The following is a 17,300-nucleotide window of genomic DNA, read 5'->3' as shown; positions in this document are numbered from 1 at the left end:
TAGTTAAACAAAATTGAGATAAGGAATATTGGAATTTGCTAAAATTTTAGTTATTATTAGTCTTTATTGTCATTGGGGATAATTTAATCATTGAATTCATGATGGAGAAGTAAAATTAAATGAAGGTGAAATGTTTGTCATTCCGAAAAAATGTTGAACATAAACCTTATGCAGAATCAGAGTGTGAAATTTTGCTTGCAGAACCTAAAGGTGTTGTGAATACCGGGCAAGAAATAACTGATCAAACAGCTGAAAATGATGTCTGGATTTAGCTGTAAGAAAAAGCCGACCGAAAATAAAACCATTATTTTACTTATTTCTGTTGTAGTCTGTATACTGATTAATAGGTAAAGAAAGTCGAAAAGGTATACGAAATTCTTCATACAAATTAAAGTTTTGAATGAAAGAGCAGGAGTACTCCTGCTCTTTTTCTTTCTAATTGGGCTGGATTAAACGCAGACGGTTATTCCTTGGCAAAAACAAAAAAAATTCCTTCTATCCATTGACTAGCTTGGCTTTAGCCGGGTTTCTATCACCCTGTTGGGCTTGTCAGATTTTAAAAAGGTATGCTACGTTTATAGTGTTTTGTTTCACCTGATTGTGGGGTAATAAAGATAGAATCAGTAAATAATTCTTAGGAACGACCTCAATCTTATAATAAACATATTGGAAGACGTAATGGAAGAACTAAAATAAAGGTTTAGGATACTTTGAAGAAATAAAAGTTTTTTTTCGATTGTGATAATATTCACAATAGAGCTGTATGAAGGGGAATCACTTCTCCAAATATTCTGCAGAAAACACCAACCACAGCCCAAGGATATATCACTAACCGCTTTGGCTGGTATTATCTGTTGGATGTTTCTCTTTTTGTTGCTTTTTGTATTATTTTTAGTCCAATCGGCAAAAATAAGTTAAGGAAACCAGCGAAAAAACTGAATTTCATCCTTCTTTCCTGGTTTACAATGTTATTTGGCTGATATGGATATTAGTCGAGTCTTTTAAGGTACAGTTGAACCAATTATCCACTATGCCGTTAGCTCTCCATCAGGTGAAACAGAAACCCCCAGACTTTTAGAGAAGCATTACGCTATACATTCTGGGACTGCATGCTTGGACCGTTTATGCGCTTGTATAATGTGGATTTGATAATTAAGGAGTCGATATTATTAAATGAAGTTTAACAAGAAAAAAATTAACGTTGTAGACATTCAAAAAGCGAAGAAAAGCGTGTTTGCTACAGGGATAGGAAACGCGATGGAATGGTTTGATTTTGCTTTATATTCTTATTTGGCAGTTATTATTAGTAAAAACTTTTTCAGTCCAGTTCAAAACGATGAATTAAAGTTAATATTTACTTTTGCTACATTTGCAATTGCCTTTTTGCTTAGACCGGTAGGCGGAATTATTTTTGGTAAAGTTGGTGACAAATTTGGTCGGAAAATAGTATTAACAATTACTATTTTAATGATGGCTTTATCTACTTTAATAATTGGTGTGCTTCCTACCTATGATCAGATTGGTGTATGGGCCCCTATATTATTACTCTTAGCTCGTATTCTGCAAGGTTTTTCTGTGGGTGGAGAGTACGCTGGTGCAATGGTATATATCGCAGAATCTTCTCCAGATAATAAGCGTATAAGGTTAGGCAGCGGTTTAGAAATCGGCACATTATCTGGTTATATAGTAGCTTCTGTTTTAGTTACAGTACTTTTCTGGACTTTATCTGATGTTCAAATGAATAGTTGGGGATGGAGAATTCCTTTCTTCTTAAGTATTCCAATAGGATTATTTGGTTTATATTTGAGAAGTCATTTAGATGAATCACCAATATTTGAAAGTGACATCTCTGAAAACCAAGAACAACAACCCGGTTTATTAGAAGTCATTAAAACATATAAAAAAGATATCTTTTTATGTATCGTATTTGTGGCATTTTTCAATATAACCAATTACCTTTTGTTAGGTTATATGCCTTCTTATTTAGATGAGAACCTTGGTATAAGTGATAATATAAGTACACCGGTTACAGCAATTGTATTGATTATTATGGTACCGTTCGCTTTAACTTTCGGTAAACTAGGAGATAAATTAGGAAATAAAAAAGTTATATCAATTGGATTAGTATTAGGAATTGTATTTTCGATTATCTCTTTTCAATTTCTTAATATGGGGAATATAACATTCTTATTTATAGGACTTTTAATGTTAGGTATTGTATTATCTGTATACGAAGGCACTATGCCAGGATCTTTACCTGCGTTGTTCCATACTGACATTAGATATCGTACATTATCCTGGACATTCAACTTATCAGTTTCTATTTTTGGTGGAACAACACCTTTAGTTGCTTCTTGGTTAACCCATGTGACAAGAAACAATTTGGCGCCGGGTTTCTATTTATTGGCAGTTAGTTTAATTGGCTTAATTGTTGTGTTAACCTTATTTAAAGATACTTCAGGTAAATCTTTAAAAGGTTCTTACCCAACAGTTGCTTCTAAAGCTGAGTTTCAAGAAGCTGTTGAAAATCCAAAAGATTCACTGTGGTGGAAAATGGAACAAACAGAAAAGGAATGAAAAAAACATCCATTTAATTGACCGGCTACTCGAAATACAGACTCAGAATAAGCTGGGATTATCCGAGCAGCAATGACTGCAGCTCTTTTATATTCTGGGGGGCTTACTGCTTTGCAAAAGCAGAGTTGCTATTTCGATCGTCATTATTTTATTGGTTGTGTCCTATTAATAAAACATTGACGCAAGAACGAAGAGAAATTAAAAGGTCCGAGCAATACAGCAAAATAAGAAGCAAGAAGCTTTGTTATGCCAGTTCTTCTCCCGAAGGAGAGCTGGCTTTTTATTTTCTATATGGGGTCCAAAGCAGAAAACGAGAACTTGTACGCTAATCACAGTATTTGGTTCTTCTTGTTTTATGGGAGAAGGAAAAAATATCTGTTAAAGGTTTAGGCGAAGAATTATATCTAGACTCCGGAACATTAACTCCAGTTTTAAAACGACTTGAGGAGCGAGGTCTTATTATAAGAGAGCGTTCAAAAGAGGATGAACGAAGTGTAATTATTACGTTAACAACTGAAGGGAATGAGTTTAAAGAAAAAGTCACAATGATACCTAATGCAGTATTTGATAAAACCGGTTGTAATGAAGAAGAAATTAAAAGTTATAACAAGGAAATTCGTAATTTACTTCACATGCTGTCAACTGAGCAATAGTTTTATGAATATAGATGGCGGGCCCAGCGGGTGAATAACCCGTGGAGGTTCAAGTCCTCTCGGCCGCATCAATGATACCAAGGGTTTTGACACCATTGGTATTTTTGTTTATAGAAATTTATCTGTTACTGTCCACTTACTTATAGTAGGTCGTATGATTTGTCAGTCACCTTCATCCTTCAGCTGACTGCGTGCGGCGGTAGTAAATATGATAATGCAATTAATGAAGTGATGAAGCAGGAGAAGAAAGTCAGAAAAGAAATACGAGCAGATTCAGATGAGCACAAAAGAGATAACGCTATAATTCGTGTATATGATGACGGGAAATATATTCAACTTGCGTTTTATCAGCCAGAAGAAAGTTCTCGTAGGCTGACTGCTTATTCTTATTATGAGAAGCTTGGAGATTCTTATGAGGAAATGGCACATATGCCGGGTGATGGTGATGGCGACCGCCTTGTTCTTTATAAGAAAACACCTGATTATAAAGAGGTTAAAGGCAAGGAAACAAAAACAATGTGCTTGTTCATTCCTGATAGGGGAACAATTGTTTTACCGTTAAGTTGTTGTGTGAGAGCCAGTATGTTAAAATGCTACGTAGATTTAATAATAAAGTTTAGATTCAAGGAGATTTATTTATGAAATTGGATGAATTCACCATCGGGCAGGTTTTTCAAACTAAATCTTTTGAATTAACAAAAGAGAATATAATGAATTTTGCAGAAGTGTATGACCCACAATACATGCATTTAAATGAAGAAAAAGCAAAAATGGGCAGATTTAATGGAATTATTGCTTCTGGAATACAAACGTTATCTATTACTTTTAAGCTTTGGATTGAAGAAGGGCGTCATGAAGACGATATTATTGCTGGGACAGGAATGAATAATATAAAATTCCTAGCACCCGTTTACCCTAATGATAAACTGCACACTATTGTTAAGGTTATTGATAAAAAACCAAATAAAAGCCAGACGGGGATACTTACTGTATTGTTATCTACCTATAATCAGAAAGAGGAAAAAGTGTTTGAAGGTGAGTTATCAGTATTAATTAAACGCTAAATGACCTTTGGGTGGCATATCATCGTCACCTTTCATTTTTTATAGGTGTCTGGATGAAATGAGCAATCATCTTAATTAATTGAGCAGACTTTATGTCTGCTCTTTTTTTGTTCATGAAAAGCCATTTTTTTAATCAAAAAATCAATATCAATTAGGGGCTGGATTCAATATGATCCAGTCCCTTTTTGTTTTATTGATTTTTCCTATCCCCAGTCTGATCAAAGATTTTCTGTGAATCATTTAACAATTATTGTTCAATTTTTCTTTTTCAATAATATCCTTTACCACATCCTCAATTGTTATATGCCCAAGAGCTTTTTCCAAGGCAGATTGGGCGATTTCAAATATTGGACCAATTGTACTTTGAATGTTCCGGCCTACAGGACATTGAGGATTGGGATTTTCATGTATACTAAACAATTCTTTATCTTGAACAACATGAACTGCTCTATAAACATCAAGTAAGGTGATTTCAGTTAAATCCTTCGCTAATTCAGCTCCTGCAATACCTGGCCGAACATTTACTAAACCTGCTTTTTTCAGCATCCCCGTAATTTTTCTTATGAAGGCGGGATTTGTATTTACACTTCCAGCTAAAAATTCAGAAGTGCTAATTCCGTCTTCATTTATTTCAATAAGAGCCAATATATGAATTCCTACAGCAAAACGGCTGCTAATAGACATGATTTCTTCACCATCCTAATTACATTACACTCTTTATAGTACACTTGTAACTGAATGTATTACAAGTTCTTTTACTCTAATATGCTCAATTAACAAGATGATAAAAGTATTGACAAATAAATAAGGTGTAACTAAAATTATTACATGTAATCAATATGGTTACATTTAAAATTTTGAATGATTAGGAGGACTTTAAATTGAAAATTGGAATCATTGGTGCAACCGGAAAAGCTGGAAGTCTTATCTTGAAAGAAGCGGTAAGCAGGGGACATGAAGTAACTGCAATTGTAAGAGATGCTGCAAAACTTAAAGAGGAAAAGATTTCAATCATTGAAAAAAATATAATTGATCTTACATCGGATGATCTAAAAAAGTTAGATGTAATAGTTAATGCCTTCGGTGCTCCATTAGGAGAAGAACAGGCACATGTAGATGCTGGCCGGGCATTAATTAGGGCATTAAAAGGAACGGGTACAAGAGCTGTAATTGTAGGTGGAGCAGGGAGTCTTTATGTAGACGAAAATAAAACTGTCAGTGTAATGGATACACCTGATTTCCCGGAGATTTTTATTCCAACAGCTAAAGGGCAAGGTCGTAACTTGCAAGAACTAAAGGAAACTTCTGATATTAACTGGACATTTATCAGTCCTTCAGCGATATTTGACCCAGACGGGAAAAGAACTGGATCTTATCAGTCGGGAAAAGATCATCTTCTTGTGAATTCGAAAGGCGAAAGTTATATCAGCTATGCAGACTATGCAATTGCAGTATTGGATGAAATTGAAAATCCAAAACATATAAATGAACGCTTTACAGTGGTTGGAGAAGCTGAATAAGTGATTGAGTAGAAGCAAAGGGGTACCATTAGTGTCATCGCTAATGGTATTTTCCTTCTAAGAATGTACGGAGACATTGAAAACTTTGCAATCAGAGTAGCTGATTATTTTTTGAAAAAGGGGATTTATCACGTTTAGAGCTTTTGTAAACCCACTCGTTTTCGTGAGTGGGCTTTTTTAAAATACATCTATCAACATGATATTTATAGTACGGTAAGGGGTCCGTCAAAACTTCTAAATTACAGAAGTTTATTTTCATGATAGTTTAATCATAATGTCACTTTCGAATAATATTGATTAAACTTGATTGAATAGATCAAGACATAAATAACGATTAGTGCGGCAAATGTGTTTAGAACAATGGTTTTATAACAGAAAACACAGTTTCACTTTATTGAGAGCCCAGCGGGTGAATAACCCGTGGAGGTTCAAGTCCTCTCGGCCGCATCCCATTGATACCAAGGGTTTTGACACCTTTGGTATTTTTTGTTGTAAGTGCATGTGGCATTAAAAAAGTGCTGACCTCTGCACAAAATCTTTGCGCGAGTCTGCACTTTTTTAATGCAAGATACACTGCCCATTATCATCGATTATGGGCGTTTATTTAATCCGTTCTTAGCCGAGCTGATACCTGGCTTTTAGAAGTTTTTTTTAAGTGGGTAAAACCAACAAATTTTTTGCCTTCTTCATCCCATAGGCGGAACTTTAACGACTTAATACTTGTTGCCAGTGTGATGGTCGGAACGTTTTGCAATGGTTCAGTGTTGTTATGCACGATTTCAAGCTTATAGTTTGGGACTCTTGGGCTTAAATGATGAACATGATGGAAACCGATATTGCCTGTTAACCATTGCATGACTTTTGGAAGCTTATAAAAAGAGCTTCCTTCAACGGCTGCTTTTACATATTCCCAATGCTCATCTTCTTCGAAATATGAATCCTCAAACGTATGCTGAATATAAAACATCCAAATTCCGAGGGATCCCGATATCATAAAAATTGGCGTCTGGACCAGCAGAAAGTTTTGCCAGCCGATAGCCCAACATAAAAGTGCTGCCAAAGCGACGATCCCCAGGTTGGTTACATATGTATTCATCCGTTCTTTGCGTTTTGCCCCTTTACGATTAAAACGATTGGTAATCCCGAAGACGTAAATCGGTCCGATAATAAACATAACAAACGGATTTCTGTACAAACGGTACATTATTTTTTTCTTAGTTGAGGCTTCTTTATATTCCTCAACAGTCAGTACCCAAATATCGCCCGTACCGCGTTTGTCCAGGTTGCTGCTTGTCGCATGATGGACAGAATGATCGTGTGCCCAATGATCAAACGGATGCAGAGTCAGAATTCCTGTAATTGTTCCAAGGATTCGATTCGCCTTTCGGTTCTTAAAAAAGGAATAGTGGCAGCAATCATGAAAGATAATGAAGGTTCTCACTAAAAAACCTGCCGCAACGACAGAAATCGCTAATGTAAGGATATAAGAAATCGACAAGCTCTTATAGGCCAAACACCATAACAGGAAAAATGGCACCAATGTGTTAATGATTTGATAAATACTTTTTTGTGAATCGGACTTTTCATAAGGGGTAACCAGTTTTCTCAAAGTCCTTAGGTTTTGTTCATTCATTTTTAAAAGCTTCCCCTTCCCTGATGTTCTTAATCTGCGTATAGAAAACGTTTTATTGCCTTTGAAGTCCCAGCTGTCATACTCCATGTATAATAAGTATCTTTCCTAATCCTGTGTAAAATTATTGAAGGTCAGAAAATGACCTCCATCTCGATTAAATCTTTATTAGCAATGGCCAGCCGGGATACAAAAAGCGTATGAAGATTATACCCAGCTCTTTATCGGGCCAAACTCTCTCCATGCTCCCCTATGTGAATCAGTTTATTTAGACTGTAAACTTTGATTGTTTGAGGAACAAACATGACAAGTTAATACCGTTAAACTAGGGGTATACCTGAGTGATCGTTTGGAAACATGTGCAGAAACAAAGCTATACCAGTGAACAGCCAAGAATATTTTGTGCTTGAACAAGAAACAGCTGAGCTTTTTAAAGAAACCTTTAACAATCAATATGAAGTACTGGGTTTGAAGGCACTCGTGATTCATTTTCACGGTGTTTTCAAACCATAGCTATTAATAGGCATCTTATTTTGCACTGGTATCGACAGGTTTAACAAATAAAACATGAATGAACACATTATTAATTTGCAGTTATTTCCGTTTCGTGCTATGATAAAGGAGAATTATTTTTGTTCGTGTAAAGGATAGTATGAATATCGACTTTTCGTCTTGATGATACTTTGGGCAAGGATAGTAATACAATGTGTAACACACTAGGAGGCAACAAAAATGGAACAAGGTACAGTTAAATGGTTTAATGCAGAAAAAGGTTTTGGATTTATCGAACGTGAAAATGGAGACGATGTATTCGTACACTTTTCTGCAATCCAAAGTGACGGATTCAAATCTTTAGACGAAGGTCAAAAAGTAACGTTTGACGTTGAGCAAGGTGCTCGTGGAGCTCAAGCTGCTAACGTTCAAAAAACTGCTTAATCTTCAATCGTTTATACAAACAGGCTCTTTATATAGGGCCTGTTTTTTTATGTTCTCTGTATCATACTGAATAAAAAAACCCTACTCAACGTTCGAGTAGGGACAGTTGCTACAAGGTAAGAAAAAGGTTTAAAACCTCAAAGGATTGTTTACAGTATAACATACCGGATTGACGATATGTGGAATATATATAAATGATTTGTTTTTATGTTCTCAAGATAACTGTATGTTATTCTTTGTTACAATTCGCATATCTCTTTTATGAAAAGAAGATAAACAACTGCTATTCACTGTGGAAGCAGATGTAAGAAATTCTTAAAGATAAAGAGGGGAGTGGTTGTTTTTTCTTCCGGAAATAATCACTTAGACCTAAAACAATGAAAGCCCTGCCTCTCTTCCATCCTTACGGCTCCTTGTCCGTGCCAGTGTGAATCAGGATTACAAAAATCAAGTGACTATTTCATCGAGTTTTTTGATAAAACATCGAATGTTCGTTGAAGAAATTTTTAATAATAAAAACTGATTAGATTGTAGGAATAATAAAAGAGGTTAATGTTATAAAAGTAAGTTGATGAAGTTAAGCGTCTTCGAAATATTTTAATCGTAATATTCCGAAAACTCGTGGGCGCTTTTTGGAATGCAAAACATTATTTAAAATTAACCTTAGCAGAAACTTTTTATTTGTTTTTCAGTGATTCCTTTAATGACTTCCAGTTCACTAATCAAAAATTCATATGCATGATCCAACATTTTTTTTTCGCTTGAATTAAGTGCTTTTTCTTTCTTCATTCGCATTAAATCACGTACAACTTCAGCGCCTTCTTGTATTTCACCCGTTTTTATTTTGTTCGTGTTTACTATATACCTTTGCTTCCACGGCAGTAACCTATCTGATTCTCCATGCTGAAAAATGTGTATAATGTGTTTTAATGCACGTATATCAGTAACTGGCCGTATATTTGAACTCAATATTTTACGCGTTGGAATCATAACTGTCATATTACTGATTGACATTCTTATGACATAATATTGTTGTTTTTCCTCTAAGAATTGTTTTTCTTCTATGGCTTCAATTGTACCTGCTCCGTGCATTGGATAAACAATGTTATCGCCAATTTGAAACATATAATCCACCTCCATATATGAGAACTTAACTTAAGGTTACCATATATGGAGTGAGATATCAAATTTTTAATGATAACATGGTCATTTATTGGTGTCAATAACTTTTTTAAAAAACAACATCAAAACAAGAGGGAACCTGTGCGATTCCTGAAAAAGGAAAGGTCAATTGGTCCGTGTATATCTTGGAATCTCGACTAATTAACAGAGTTCAGTTTTCGTTGAAAATGAGTTATTAAATCTCCTTTAGGAGTTCATGACTTGACATCAATTATAATCATTCTCATGCCGTCTTGAAAATTGACAGTATACCTGTAAGGGTATAATATTGATTCACAAACATTATCTAATTAATAATGTAGTGTGATAAAGCAGAGTATGAAGTGATAGTTGATAACATGCAAATATATAAATTTCAAAGAAGGAGTTCAACGCATGGAATATGATCAAAAGATTAAAAATCGCTTACGCCGGATAGAAGGACAGATAAAAGGTGTATTGACCATGATGGAACAAGGAAAAGATTGTAGAGAGGTTGTGACCCAATTAGCTGCTTCACGTAATGCGATCGATCGAGCAATGGGTTTGATTGTGAGCACAAACCTTGAACATTGTGTTCGTGAAAGTTTAGAAAAGGGAGAAGACACACAACACTTAGTAAAAGAAGCGGTCGACTTATTGGTAAAGAGCCGATAAAAAAATTCATCAACCTATCATCTTTAAGGTTGACGAATTTTTATATTTATTATAATATACCCCTACCGGTATTTTGGATTGAATAATAGGAGATCTTTCGAAAAAAATTTTAATTCCAATATACCCCCTGGGGTAATAGTGATTAGTCAGGAGAATAAACATGACAAAACAAACAAAACGCACAACAATTGTTTTATTTAGCGGGGAATATGATAAAGCAATGGCAGCCTATATTATTGCAAATGGTGCTGCTGCCTACGATCATGAAGTGACGATCTTCCATACGTTTTGGGGATTAAACGCTTTACGTAAAGAAGAGCTGATTCCAGTGAAAAAAGGATTTCTTGAAAAAATGTTTGGAAAGATAATGCCTCGCGGTGCTGATAAGATGGGTTTATCTAAAATGAACTTTGCAGGTATAGGCCCTAAAATGATTAAAAATGTGATGAAAAAGCACAATGCACTTACGTTGCCTCAGTTGATTGAGATGGCTCAAGAACAAGGTGTAAAGCTCGTAGCTTGTACGATGACAATGGATCTTCTTGGTTTACAGGAAAAAGAACTATTAGATGATATCGACTATGCTGGTGTAGCTGCTTATTTGGCAGATGCTGAAGAAGGCAATGTCAACTTATTTATTTAATGTTATCCATTGCAAATTGAATAAGTGAAGGGGGTTATAACGCTATGAATAGCGGAGTAATGTTCAATACTTTACTCATTTTATTTTTACTTTGGATCGTATTTCGACGTTTTTTCCCATTGCATGGTGTTAAACAAATAACAACTGCTGATTTAAAGTCAGAGCTGAAAAATAAAGACAAACAGTTTATAGATGTACGAACACCTTATGAGTTCCGCACAAGGCATATTAAAGGGTTCAAAAATATTCCTTTGTCTATCTTGCCTCGTCAAACTCATCAGCTTTCGAAAGACAAAGACGTCTTTGTGATCTGCCAAAGCGGAATGAGAAGTATAAAGGCAAGTAAAGTATTGAAGAAACAAGGATTTAAAAATATCACAAATATAAAAGGTGGTATGAATACATGGTATTAACATCCAGAGAGTAACTTTTTGCATATTTATATACCCCCGCCCCTATATAAGAAAAGGAGGAAAAAATCGTGAAAGCAAATATTGTATTAGACGCTAAAGGCTTGTCATGCCCAATGCCTATCGTAAAAACAAAGAAGAAAATAAAAGAATTAAAAGCTGGTGACATATTAGAAATTCAAGCAACAGATAAAGGATCGGCGGCAGATCTGCAAGCATGGGCAAAAAGCTCAGGCCATGAATATCTAGGTACTGAAACAGAGGGAGAAGTCCTTCGTCACTTTCTTCGAAAAGGAGGAGAGCATTCATCAGAAAATGCATCTTCAATTTCTGAGATTTCATTAGAAGCTTTCACACAGAAAGTGGATCGTGATGAGTCTCTTCACATTTTAGATGTACGAGAGATAGAGGAGTATGAAGAAGCCCATATCCCCGGAGCGGTGCATATCCCTCTTGGCGAAGTGGAAAAGCGCTCTAACGAATTAAACAAAAATGATGAAATTTATATTATCTGCCATTCGGGAAGAAGAAGTGAAATGGCAGCTCACACCATGAAAAAACAAGGTTTTAAAAAGGTTATTAATGTTATTCCCGGTATGCGGGATTGGACAGGTAAAACAGAAAAAGGAGGTATGTAAACATGACCGTGCAAGCACTTACCGCAAAAGAAGTCACACAAAAAATCTTTCACAAAGAATCTTTATTTATTTTGGATGTACGTAATGAAAATGATTTTAGCGATTGGAAGATTGAAGGACATGATTTTGACCATTTAAATGTACCGTATTTCGATCTTTTAGATGGCGTAGAAGATATCTTGGAGAAAATTCCTTCTGATAAAGAAGTGCTGGTCGTTTGTGCAAAAGAAGGTTCATCTGTCATGGTATCCGAAATGCTTTCTGAAGCAGGTCATTCTGTATCCTATCTTAAGGGCGGAATGAAAGCATGGAGCGAACATTTAGAGCCGGTAAAAGTCGGGGATTTAAAAGGTGGCGGTGAGATGTATCAGTTTGTTCGAATCGGTAAAGGCTGCCTGTCATACATGGTCATCTCCAATGGTGAAGCAGCGATTATTGATGCGACACGTATGGCGGATATTTTTATAGACTTTGCGAAAGACAAGGGCGCGGAGATTACTCACGTATTTGATACACATCTTCACGCAGACCATATTTCAGGCGGCAGAGTCATAGCTGAAAAAACAAAAGCAACCTACTGGTTACCGCCGAAGGATGCAGAAGAAGCGGTATTTGATTATCAGCCGCTGGAAGAAGGCAACGATATTGTCATTGGAAACATAAAGATTGGCATTCAACCGATTTATTCACCGGGGCACACGATTGGTTCCACTTCTTTCATTGTCGATGATCAGTATCTTCTTTCAGGTGATATCTTGTTTATTGATTCAATTGGAAGACCAGACTTAGCCGGTATGGCAGAAGACTGGGCGGGAGATTTAAGAACAACGCTTTATAGCCGTTACAACGCGTTATCAAAGGATTTAATTGTATTACCGGCACACTTTATGATCATTGACGAGCTAAATGAGGATGGAAGTGTTGGTAAAAAACTAAGTACATTATTTAGCGAGAACCATGGCTTGAACATTGCGGATGAAAGAGAATTTAGACACCTAGTAACAGAGGCCCAGCGGGTGAATAACCCATGGAGGTTCAAGACCTCTCAGCCGCATCACAATGATACCAAGGGTTCTGACACTTTTTGTGTTTTTTTGTTTGCAGCTGCCCCGTTACTTAAAGCAAGTCGTCTGGTTTGCCAGCTATCTTTTTTAAAGACTCTTTTTTGATTAATGAAATGATAAAATAGGAGAAGACAGCCAAAAAGAAATGAGAGCAGATTCAGGTGAGTAACACAAGAATAACTCATCGTGATCGCATTCGTACAATTTTCACAGAGGAGGACAATTATGATTGGAATACTGGCAGGAATGGGGCCAAAATCTACTGGGCCATTTGTAGATAAGGTAGTAGACGAGTGCCAAAAAATATATGGAGCAGTACATGATATGGATTTCCCTCATATGATGATTTATTCTTGTCCGACTCCTTTCTATATGAATAAACCTCTCAATCATACGGACATGGAAAAGGCAATTATTGAGGGGGCTGTAAAGCTTGAAAAAACGGGTGTTGATTTTATTGCAATCCCATGTAATACCGCACATATCTATTTTAATCAAATAAAAAATGCGCTTTCAGTCCCTTTACTAAACATGGTTGATGAAACCATAAAAAAAATATCTAAAGGTTCAAAAAAAGCAGCTCTTTTAGCCACCGTTCCTACGGTTCAATCTGGAATATTTCAAGAAGCGTTAAACAGAGAAGGTTATGATTTTTTACATCAAGATAGTTGGCAAATCTATGTCGATCACATAATAGAAAAGATTAAACAAGGTCAAATCAATGAGGCTGGTACATTATATGATGAATTACACCGTGACTTAGCAGAAAAGGTTGATACGGTTATCATTGCATGTACGGATTTAAATATGGTCACGGATCAAAAAAGAAGCGAACTTACCTTTGTTGATTCATCAGCTTGTCTCGCTCAAGCCATTGTAAATAAGTATGTATCATTAACAAAATAAGCCGTCTGATTTATCAGCAAATTCAGGGCGCTTTTTTTCCGTTAAAGCGCCCGGCTTCGGCAAATACATGATCCTCGATTACTTCTTGAATGTAACTTCCCCGTGTTATTGTTCTTTTAACATTGAATATTTTCGATACGCTTTATAGTAACTGATGCCGAAGATAACAGCCATAAGAGCGGGAAGCGACCTTAAAAGGGCAAATGGAGTTTCAAATAAAAATGCTTTCCAAAACATTGCGCCTTCCATACTCCACAGACCTTCAGCTAAATACAAACCTGAATCCTTGTAAATCAAATAAGAATAAAATAAGCAAAGTAAACCAAAACAAGATGAATAACTCATTAATCTTTTATAATAACTACTCTTTGATTGGCGATCCGAGAAGATTTCATTTTGATCATCATCTTCTTTTTGCCAATATCGAGTTCCGCTGAGCCATGGGCTGTTTATATAACTCCAGCCGAAGTCTTCATAGATCTCTCTGTAGTCTTTGAGCTTTTTCTTTGATAAATAATCATGATAATCCAGTCTCATCACATATCTCTTGTCGGTTTTTTCGAAAGTGTATATTCCTAATCCGCTGATATTTGTACAGCGATAGCCTTTTTGTAATTGCTCGTTCAGCCATTGCTCCTCTTTTTCAATATCAAAAAACATCTTAAATGTCTTCATTCGATTCACTTCCTTTGTACAGGGATAAAATATGCAGTAACCTGTTTTGTTCCATTTTCAAAATGGCGCTTCCTTCCGCAGTTATCATATAAACTTTTCTCCGGCCCGACTCTCCAACAGGTTCAATCCAGCCATGCTTATTCAAGTTTTCAATCGCGCCGTATAATGTGCCGGCTGCTAAAATAACAGTTCCGTTACTCATCTTTTCGATCTTCTGCATGGCGGCATAGCCATGAAGCGGCTCCCGCAAAGCTAATAAAATATAATGCATGGTTTCAGACAGCGGTAATAATTTATGTTTCATATCCTCATCCTCTATTCAGTCTGACTATATAGTTAAACTTAATACAGTCCAACTGAATAGTCAATGGTCTTTTCAAAATTTGTCAAAGGAACTTGAAAATCAAATCTAAAAAGTCGCTTTTCTTACGTAATGGGAAGCGGCTTCTGGGTAGGCCTATTCAATTAAATAGCCCGATTGTTGGATGTAATGCTTAACTTCAGTGCTTGAAATGCCGGGCGGTAATAAGCTTTCACCTTATCGAATGTCCAGCGTATAAATATCCCGTGAATGTCCAAATCCTCTCAGCCGCATTAAAAATACCAAGGGTTTTGAGTCCCTTGGTATTTTTTGTTCATTGTTTTAAGATGTGAATTTCCTTAGTGGCTGTCGTTCCAGTTTTTCTCTATAAATGTATTCGCAGGCTGTAAGTTGGTTTTGTTCGCAATTTCAATGACAGCGGGAACCACGGAAGGGTCTGTTTTGGAGAAGTTAGGAATCCGCGGATCTAACCGGAAAAAGCGGTCTCCCAGAAGGTTCGCGCTGACCATGGATTCATAGTAGCCATTTCCGCCGGCGATCATCTGAAGAAATGGCAGTAAAGGTTCATTAGGCGACCTGTCCAAAAGAACTCCCCAATTTGGAGGAAGGTTCTTCAGGTTTTCGGGACGTATGTTATCCGCACTTACCATTCCCCACCCTCTCGTATCTCTTCTTAACCGAGTCGGGGCTTCACCTGTACCGATGGATAACGCCGCAATTTGATCCAATGGCACGTTGGCTTTACCAACCGCAAACGCGATACTGGCCGTACTTGGGTTCGTTGCCACTACATATCCGTCCACGTAGTTTTGATAGGCTCGCTGCGTCGCGGGAGCACCGCTGCTCCGCAGTATGACATCACTCACTTTCTCATTTAAATAGGGTGAGCCGGGAAAGTTGTGAAATAATACGGGCGTCCAACGATCCAGTGCGGGGGAGTATAATTTGAATGAAGGGACAACAATTCGTTTTCTTACATCTTTAAGACGAAGGCCTGGCGGGAAAAAGTTCCGTACCGCTTTAATAAAACCGGAATATGGTAATTGCTGATTGAAAACAGGTCCCCCCGGCCGGGAAGTGCTGAATGCGGGCAGGATTTCATCCTCAAAATACTGAAGTGTTTCCTTCGGAGATCTTCCGCTTGCTAATGCAAGGGCAGTAAATGAACCGATTGAGTTTCCCGCAAATACATGGGTTCGGCTTATTAATGCTGGATTTTCTTCAGCCAGTCTGTTCAATAGTTGTAAACTTAAAGCACCTAAGGTACCTCCCCCGTCAAAGGTCATGATCCGATATTTTGTCAAAGCTGATTTCTCCTTTCTGATGAAAACTATCATTCAGTATATGTTCAGCCAGAGTCTATTGTATGGATGAATGAATATCTTCTTATCTTAAATTACCAATCCAGCGAGTCGGGAAAGAATACGTTTTTTATTTAAAGAGGTTTTTTCCGGGAAGAAGGAGAATTATTTAAAAATAAAAGGGGGAAAACACTTGAATACGATTGACCTTATTATTTTAAATTTTGAAGAAGTAAGACGGCGAAGCATCAAGTTATGGACAGCTATACCTGAGGAAAAACTGGACTGGCGCCCGGATTCCGAAGCAATGTCGTGTAAGGAAATGATAAGACATGTATTAGAAGCGGAATTTCTTTATCATCACATTTTACTAAAACAAATGAATGAATCTTCAGAGGAATCTAAAAACCCATATGAATCAAAAACGTTTACCACAGTAACCGAAGAATTAGAATTTGCAAAACCGTATCGGGCCGAGTTTTTGACATTCATCAAATCATTAAACGAAACAGATTTAACAAATATAAAGATTGACAGGTCTGATGTTGGATATATTCGCGAACTAGGAGACATGTTATTAAGAATCGCTTACCATGAGTCCGTACATACCGGTCAGCTTTTAGACTATCTCAGAACTGCTGAAGTGGACAGGCCTTTAATTTGGGACTAGTTAAATGAGTGAGTTTTACACGGGAAGGGGAAAGAATGGAATATAAACCGATTAATTTCCAAGAGAAATTAGCTGCGTTCCAAGATCAATGGTCTCCAAAAGTAATCGCTGAAATGAATGATTATCAATTTAAACTTGTTAAGGTACAAGGGGATTTTGTTTGGCATAAGCATGACGAAACAGATGAAGTCTTCATTGTCATTGAGGGTAATTTAATCATTGAATTTCGTGATGGAGAAGTAAAATTAAATGAAGGTGAAATGTTTGTCATTCCGAAAAATGTTGAACATAAACCTTATGCAGAATCAGAGTGTCACATTTTGCTTGCAGAACCTAAAGGTGTTGTGAATACCGGGCAGGAAATAACTGATCAAACAGCTGAAAATGATGTCTGGGTCTAGCCTGTAACAAAAAAACGATCAAAACTTCGAAAGATCGAATGACGATTAGAGAAAATGATCAGGAAAACCAAT

General features: G+C 36.6%; 19 protein-coding genes and 4 pseudogenes. 17 read left to right on the top strand and 6 right to left on the bottom strand.

What is annotated here, in order from left to right; all coding sequences use genetic code 11:
* Window positions 1–59 precede the first annotated feature (59 nt).
* The 6 genes and pseudogenes from HWY38_RS12900 to HWY38_RS12875 form a co-directional block, all read left to right on the top strand.
* Window positions 60–272: pseudogene (locus HWY38_RS12900) on the top strand (cupin); the annotation flags it as partial.
* A 498-nt stretch (window positions 273–770) separates the two neighbouring features.
* Window positions 771–1,135, top strand: a pseudogene (locus tag HWY38_RS12895) (BCCT family transporter); the annotation flags it as partial.
* Between the two features lie 38 nt (window positions 1,136–1,173).
* Complete coding sequence (locus HWY38_RS12890; protein WP_224181982.1) at window positions 1,174–2,577, top strand: MFS transporter; 1,404 nt, start codon at window positions 1,174–1,176, stop codon at window positions 2,575–2,577.
* Window positions 2,578–2,915: 338 nt separating this feature from the next.
* On the top strand, window positions 2,916–3,230 hold the full coding sequence (locus HWY38_RS12885; protein WP_411908475.1) for a MarR family winged helix-turn-helix transcriptional regulator: 315 nt from the start codon (window positions 2,916–2,918) through the stop codon (window positions 3,228–3,230).
* Window positions 3,231–3,389: 159 nt separating this feature from the next.
* Window positions 3,390–3,743, top strand: a pseudogene (locus tag HWY38_RS12880) (cystatin-like fold lipoprotein); the annotation flags it as partial.
* Between the two features lie 125 nt (window positions 3,744–3,868).
* Entirely contained in the window at window positions 3,869–4,294 is a 426-nt protein-coding gene (locus HWY38_RS12875; RefSeq protein WP_007609622.1) for a MaoC family dehydratase, read from the top strand.
* 240 nt (window positions 4,295–4,534) lie between these two features.
* Here the strand turns inward: HWY38_RS12875 and HWY38_RS12870 are convergent, their stop codons facing one another.
* Window positions 4,535–4,978 carry an Rrf2 family transcriptional regulator gene (locus HWY38_RS12870; protein ID WP_224181980.1) on the bottom strand — a complete coding sequence of 148 codons (444 nt, stop codon included), beginning with the start codon at window positions 4,976–4,978 and terminating at the stop codon, window positions 4,535–4,537.
* Window positions 4,979–5,175: 197 nt separating this feature from the next.
* Between HWY38_RS12870 and HWY38_RS12865 the strand changes: the two genes are divergently transcribed.
* The gene (locus HWY38_RS12865) at window positions 5,176–5,814 is read left to right on the top strand and encodes an NAD(P)-dependent oxidoreductase (protein ID WP_044802979.1); all 639 of its coding nucleotides are present in this window, start codon (window positions 5,176–5,178) and stop codon (window positions 5,812–5,814) included.
* Between the two features lie 604 nt (window positions 5,815–6,418).
* On the opposite strand, the gene HWY38_RS12860 is transcribed toward HWY38_RS12865, so the two are convergent.
* The gene (locus tag HWY38_RS12860; protein ID WP_224181979.1) at window positions 6,419–7,447 is read right to left on the bottom strand and encodes a fatty acid desaturase; all 1,029 of its coding nucleotides are present in this window, start codon (window positions 7,445–7,447) and stop codon (window positions 6,419–6,421) included.
* A gap of 184 nt (window positions 7,448–7,631) precedes the next feature.
* Here HWY38_RS12860 and HWY38_RS19280 point away from each other — a divergent pair, with 184 nt between their 5' ends.
* Together HWY38_RS19280 and cspC are read left to right on the top strand one after the other, a co-directional pair.
* On the top strand, window positions 7,632–7,730 hold the full coding sequence (locus tag HWY38_RS19280; RefSeq protein WP_224182033.1) for a molecular chaperone TorD family protein: 99 nt from the start codon (window positions 7,632–7,634) through the stop codon (window positions 7,728–7,730).
* Window positions 7,731–8,176: 446 nt separating this feature from the next.
* The gene (gene cspC, locus HWY38_RS12850; RefSeq protein WP_003156143.1) at window positions 8,177–8,380 is read left to right on the top strand and encodes a cold shock protein CspC; all 204 of its coding nucleotides are present in this window, start codon (window positions 8,177–8,179) and stop codon (window positions 8,378–8,380) included.
* A gap of 663 nt (window positions 8,381–9,043) precedes the next feature.
* On the opposite strand, the gene HWY38_RS12845 is transcribed toward cspC, so the two are convergent.
* On the bottom strand, window positions 9,044–9,505 hold the full coding sequence (locus HWY38_RS12845) for a CarD family transcriptional regulator (RefSeq protein WP_224181978.1): 462 nt from the start codon (window positions 9,503–9,505) through the stop codon (window positions 9,044–9,046).
* Window positions 9,506–9,937: 432 nt separating this feature from the next.
* Between HWY38_RS12845 and HWY38_RS12840 the strand changes: the two genes are divergently transcribed.
* From HWY38_RS12840 to HWY38_RS12815, 6 genes and pseudogenes are all read left to right on the top strand, one after another.
* Window positions 9,938–10,198, top strand: coding sequence for a metal-sensitive transcriptional regulator (locus HWY38_RS12840; protein WP_003156141.1), 261 nt, complete (start codon window positions 9,938–9,940; stop codon window positions 10,196–10,198).
* 160 nt (window positions 10,199–10,358) lie between these two features.
* Entirely contained in the window at window positions 10,359–10,841 is a 483-nt protein-coding gene (locus HWY38_RS12835; protein WP_038463650.1) for a DsrE/DsrF/DrsH-like family protein, read from the top strand.
* 44 nt (window positions 10,842–10,885) lie between these two features.
* The gene (locus HWY38_RS12830) at window positions 10,886–11,254 is read left to right on the top strand and encodes a rhodanese-like domain-containing protein (RefSeq protein WP_022552640.1); all 369 of its coding nucleotides are present in this window, start codon (window positions 10,886–10,888) and stop codon (window positions 11,252–11,254) included.
* Between the two features lie 65 nt (window positions 11,255–11,319).
* Window positions 11,320–11,889, top strand: coding sequence for a sulfurtransferase TusA family protein (locus tag HWY38_RS12825; RefSeq protein ID WP_224182032.1), 570 nt, complete (start codon window positions 11,320–11,322; stop codon window positions 11,887–11,889).
* A pseudogene (locus tag HWY38_RS12820) lies at window positions 11,855–12,896 on the top strand (MBL fold metallo-hydrolase); the annotation flags it as partial. The gene HWY38_RS12825 and the pseudogene HWY38_RS12820, both read left to right, overlap by 35 nt.
* A 282-nt stretch (window positions 12,897–13,178) precedes the next feature.
* Entirely contained in the window at window positions 13,179–13,859 is a 681-nt protein-coding gene (locus HWY38_RS12815) for an aspartate/glutamate racemase family protein (RefSeq protein WP_224181977.1), read from the top strand.
* A 105-nt stretch (window positions 13,860–13,964) separates the two neighbouring features.
* Here the strand turns inward: HWY38_RS12815 and HWY38_RS12810 are convergent, their stop codons facing one another.
* The 3 genes from HWY38_RS12810 to cotR form a co-directional block, all read right to left on the bottom strand.
* On the bottom strand, window positions 13,965–14,534 hold the full coding sequence (locus HWY38_RS12810) for a DUF2812 domain-containing protein (RefSeq protein WP_224181976.1): 570 nt from the start codon (window positions 14,532–14,534) through the stop codon (window positions 13,965–13,967).
* Complete coding sequence (locus HWY38_RS12805; protein WP_224181975.1) at window positions 14,521–14,838, bottom strand: PadR family transcriptional regulator; 318 nt, start codon at window positions 14,836–14,838, stop codon at window positions 14,521–14,523. The genes HWY38_RS12810 and HWY38_RS12805 overlap by 14 nt, the downstream gene beginning before the upstream one ends.
* A 356-nt stretch (window positions 14,839–15,194) precedes the next feature.
* A complete protein-coding gene (gene cotR, locus HWY38_RS12800; RefSeq protein ID WP_224181974.1) occupies window positions 15,195–16,160 on the bottom strand; it encodes a sporulation hydrolase CotR in 966 nt (321 codons plus the stop codon).
* Window positions 16,161–16,350: 190 nt separating this feature from the next.
* Between cotR and HWY38_RS12795 the strand changes: the two genes are divergently transcribed.
* Together HWY38_RS12795 and HWY38_RS12790 are read left to right on the top strand one after the other, a co-directional pair.
* Window positions 16,351–16,827, top strand: coding sequence for a DinB family protein (locus tag HWY38_RS12795; protein WP_082999017.1), 477 nt, complete (start codon window positions 16,351–16,353; stop codon window positions 16,825–16,827).
* A 35-nt stretch (window positions 16,828–16,862) separates the two neighbouring features.
* Window positions 16,863–17,228 carry a cupin domain-containing protein gene (locus HWY38_RS12790; RefSeq protein ID WP_224181973.1) on the top strand — a complete coding sequence of 122 codons (366 nt, stop codon included), beginning with the start codon at window positions 16,863–16,865 and terminating at the stop codon, window positions 17,226–17,228.
* The last annotated feature ends 72 nt before the right edge of the window (window positions 17,229–17,300 follow it).

Source organism: Bacillus sp. KS1, from assembly GCF_020075515.1.
GTDB lineage: Bacteria > Bacillota > Bacilli > Bacillales > Bacillaceae > Bacillus > Bacillus velezensis.
The sequence above is the reverse complement of the archived record's forward strand: the minus strand, read 5'-3'. Positions and strand labels throughout refer to the sequence as shown.

Bases quoted from the DNA above. Each gene is read 5' to 3' on its own strand.
- HWY38_RS12890 (WP_224181982.1), top strand. From the start codon at position 1,174: ATGAAGTTTAACAAGAAAAAAATTAACGTTGTAGACATTCAAAAAGCG.
- HWY38_RS12875 (WP_007609622.1), top strand. From the start codon at position 3,869: ATGAAATTGGATGAATTCACCATCGGGCAGGTTTTTCAAACTAAATCT.
- HWY38_RS12870 (WP_224181980.1), bottom strand. From the start codon at position 4,978: ATGTCTATTAGCAGCCGTTTTGCTGTAGGAATTCATATATTGGCTCTT.
- HWY38_RS12860 (WP_224181979.1), bottom strand. From the start codon at position 7,447: ATGAATGAACAAAACCTAAGGACTTTGAGAAAACTGGTTACCCCTTAT.
- cspC (WP_003156143.1), top strand. From the start codon at position 8,177: ATGGAACAAGGTACAGTTAAATGGTTTAATGCAGAAAAAGGTTTTGGA.
- HWY38_RS12845 (WP_224181978.1), bottom strand. From the start codon at position 9,505: ATGTTTCAAATTGGCGATAACATTGTTTATCCAATGCACGGAGCAGGT.
- HWY38_RS12840 (WP_003156141.1), top strand. From the start codon at position 9,938: ATGGAATATGATCAAAAGATTAAAAATCGCTTACGCCGGATAGAAGGA.
- HWY38_RS12835 (WP_038463650.1), top strand. From the start codon at position 10,359: ATGACAAAACAAACAAAACGCACAACAATTGTTTTATTTAGCGGGGAA.
- HWY38_RS12830 (WP_022552640.1), top strand. From the start codon at position 10,886: ATGAATAGCGGAGTAATGTTCAATACTTTACTCATTTTATTTTTACTT.
- HWY38_RS12815 (WP_224181977.1), top strand. From the start codon at position 13,179: ATGATTGGAATACTGGCAGGAATGGGGCCAAAATCTACTGGGCCATTT.
- HWY38_RS12810 (WP_224181976.1), bottom strand. From the start codon at position 14,534: ATGAAGACATTTAAGATGTTTTTTGATATTGAAAAAGAGGAGCAATGG.
- HWY38_RS12805 (WP_224181975.1), bottom strand. From the start codon at position 14,838: ATGAAACATAAATTATTACCGCTGTCTGAAACCATGCATTATATTTTA.
- HWY38_RS12790 (WP_224181973.1), top strand. From the start codon at position 16,863: ATGGAATATAAACCGATTAATTTCCAAGAGAAATTAGCTGCGTTCCAA.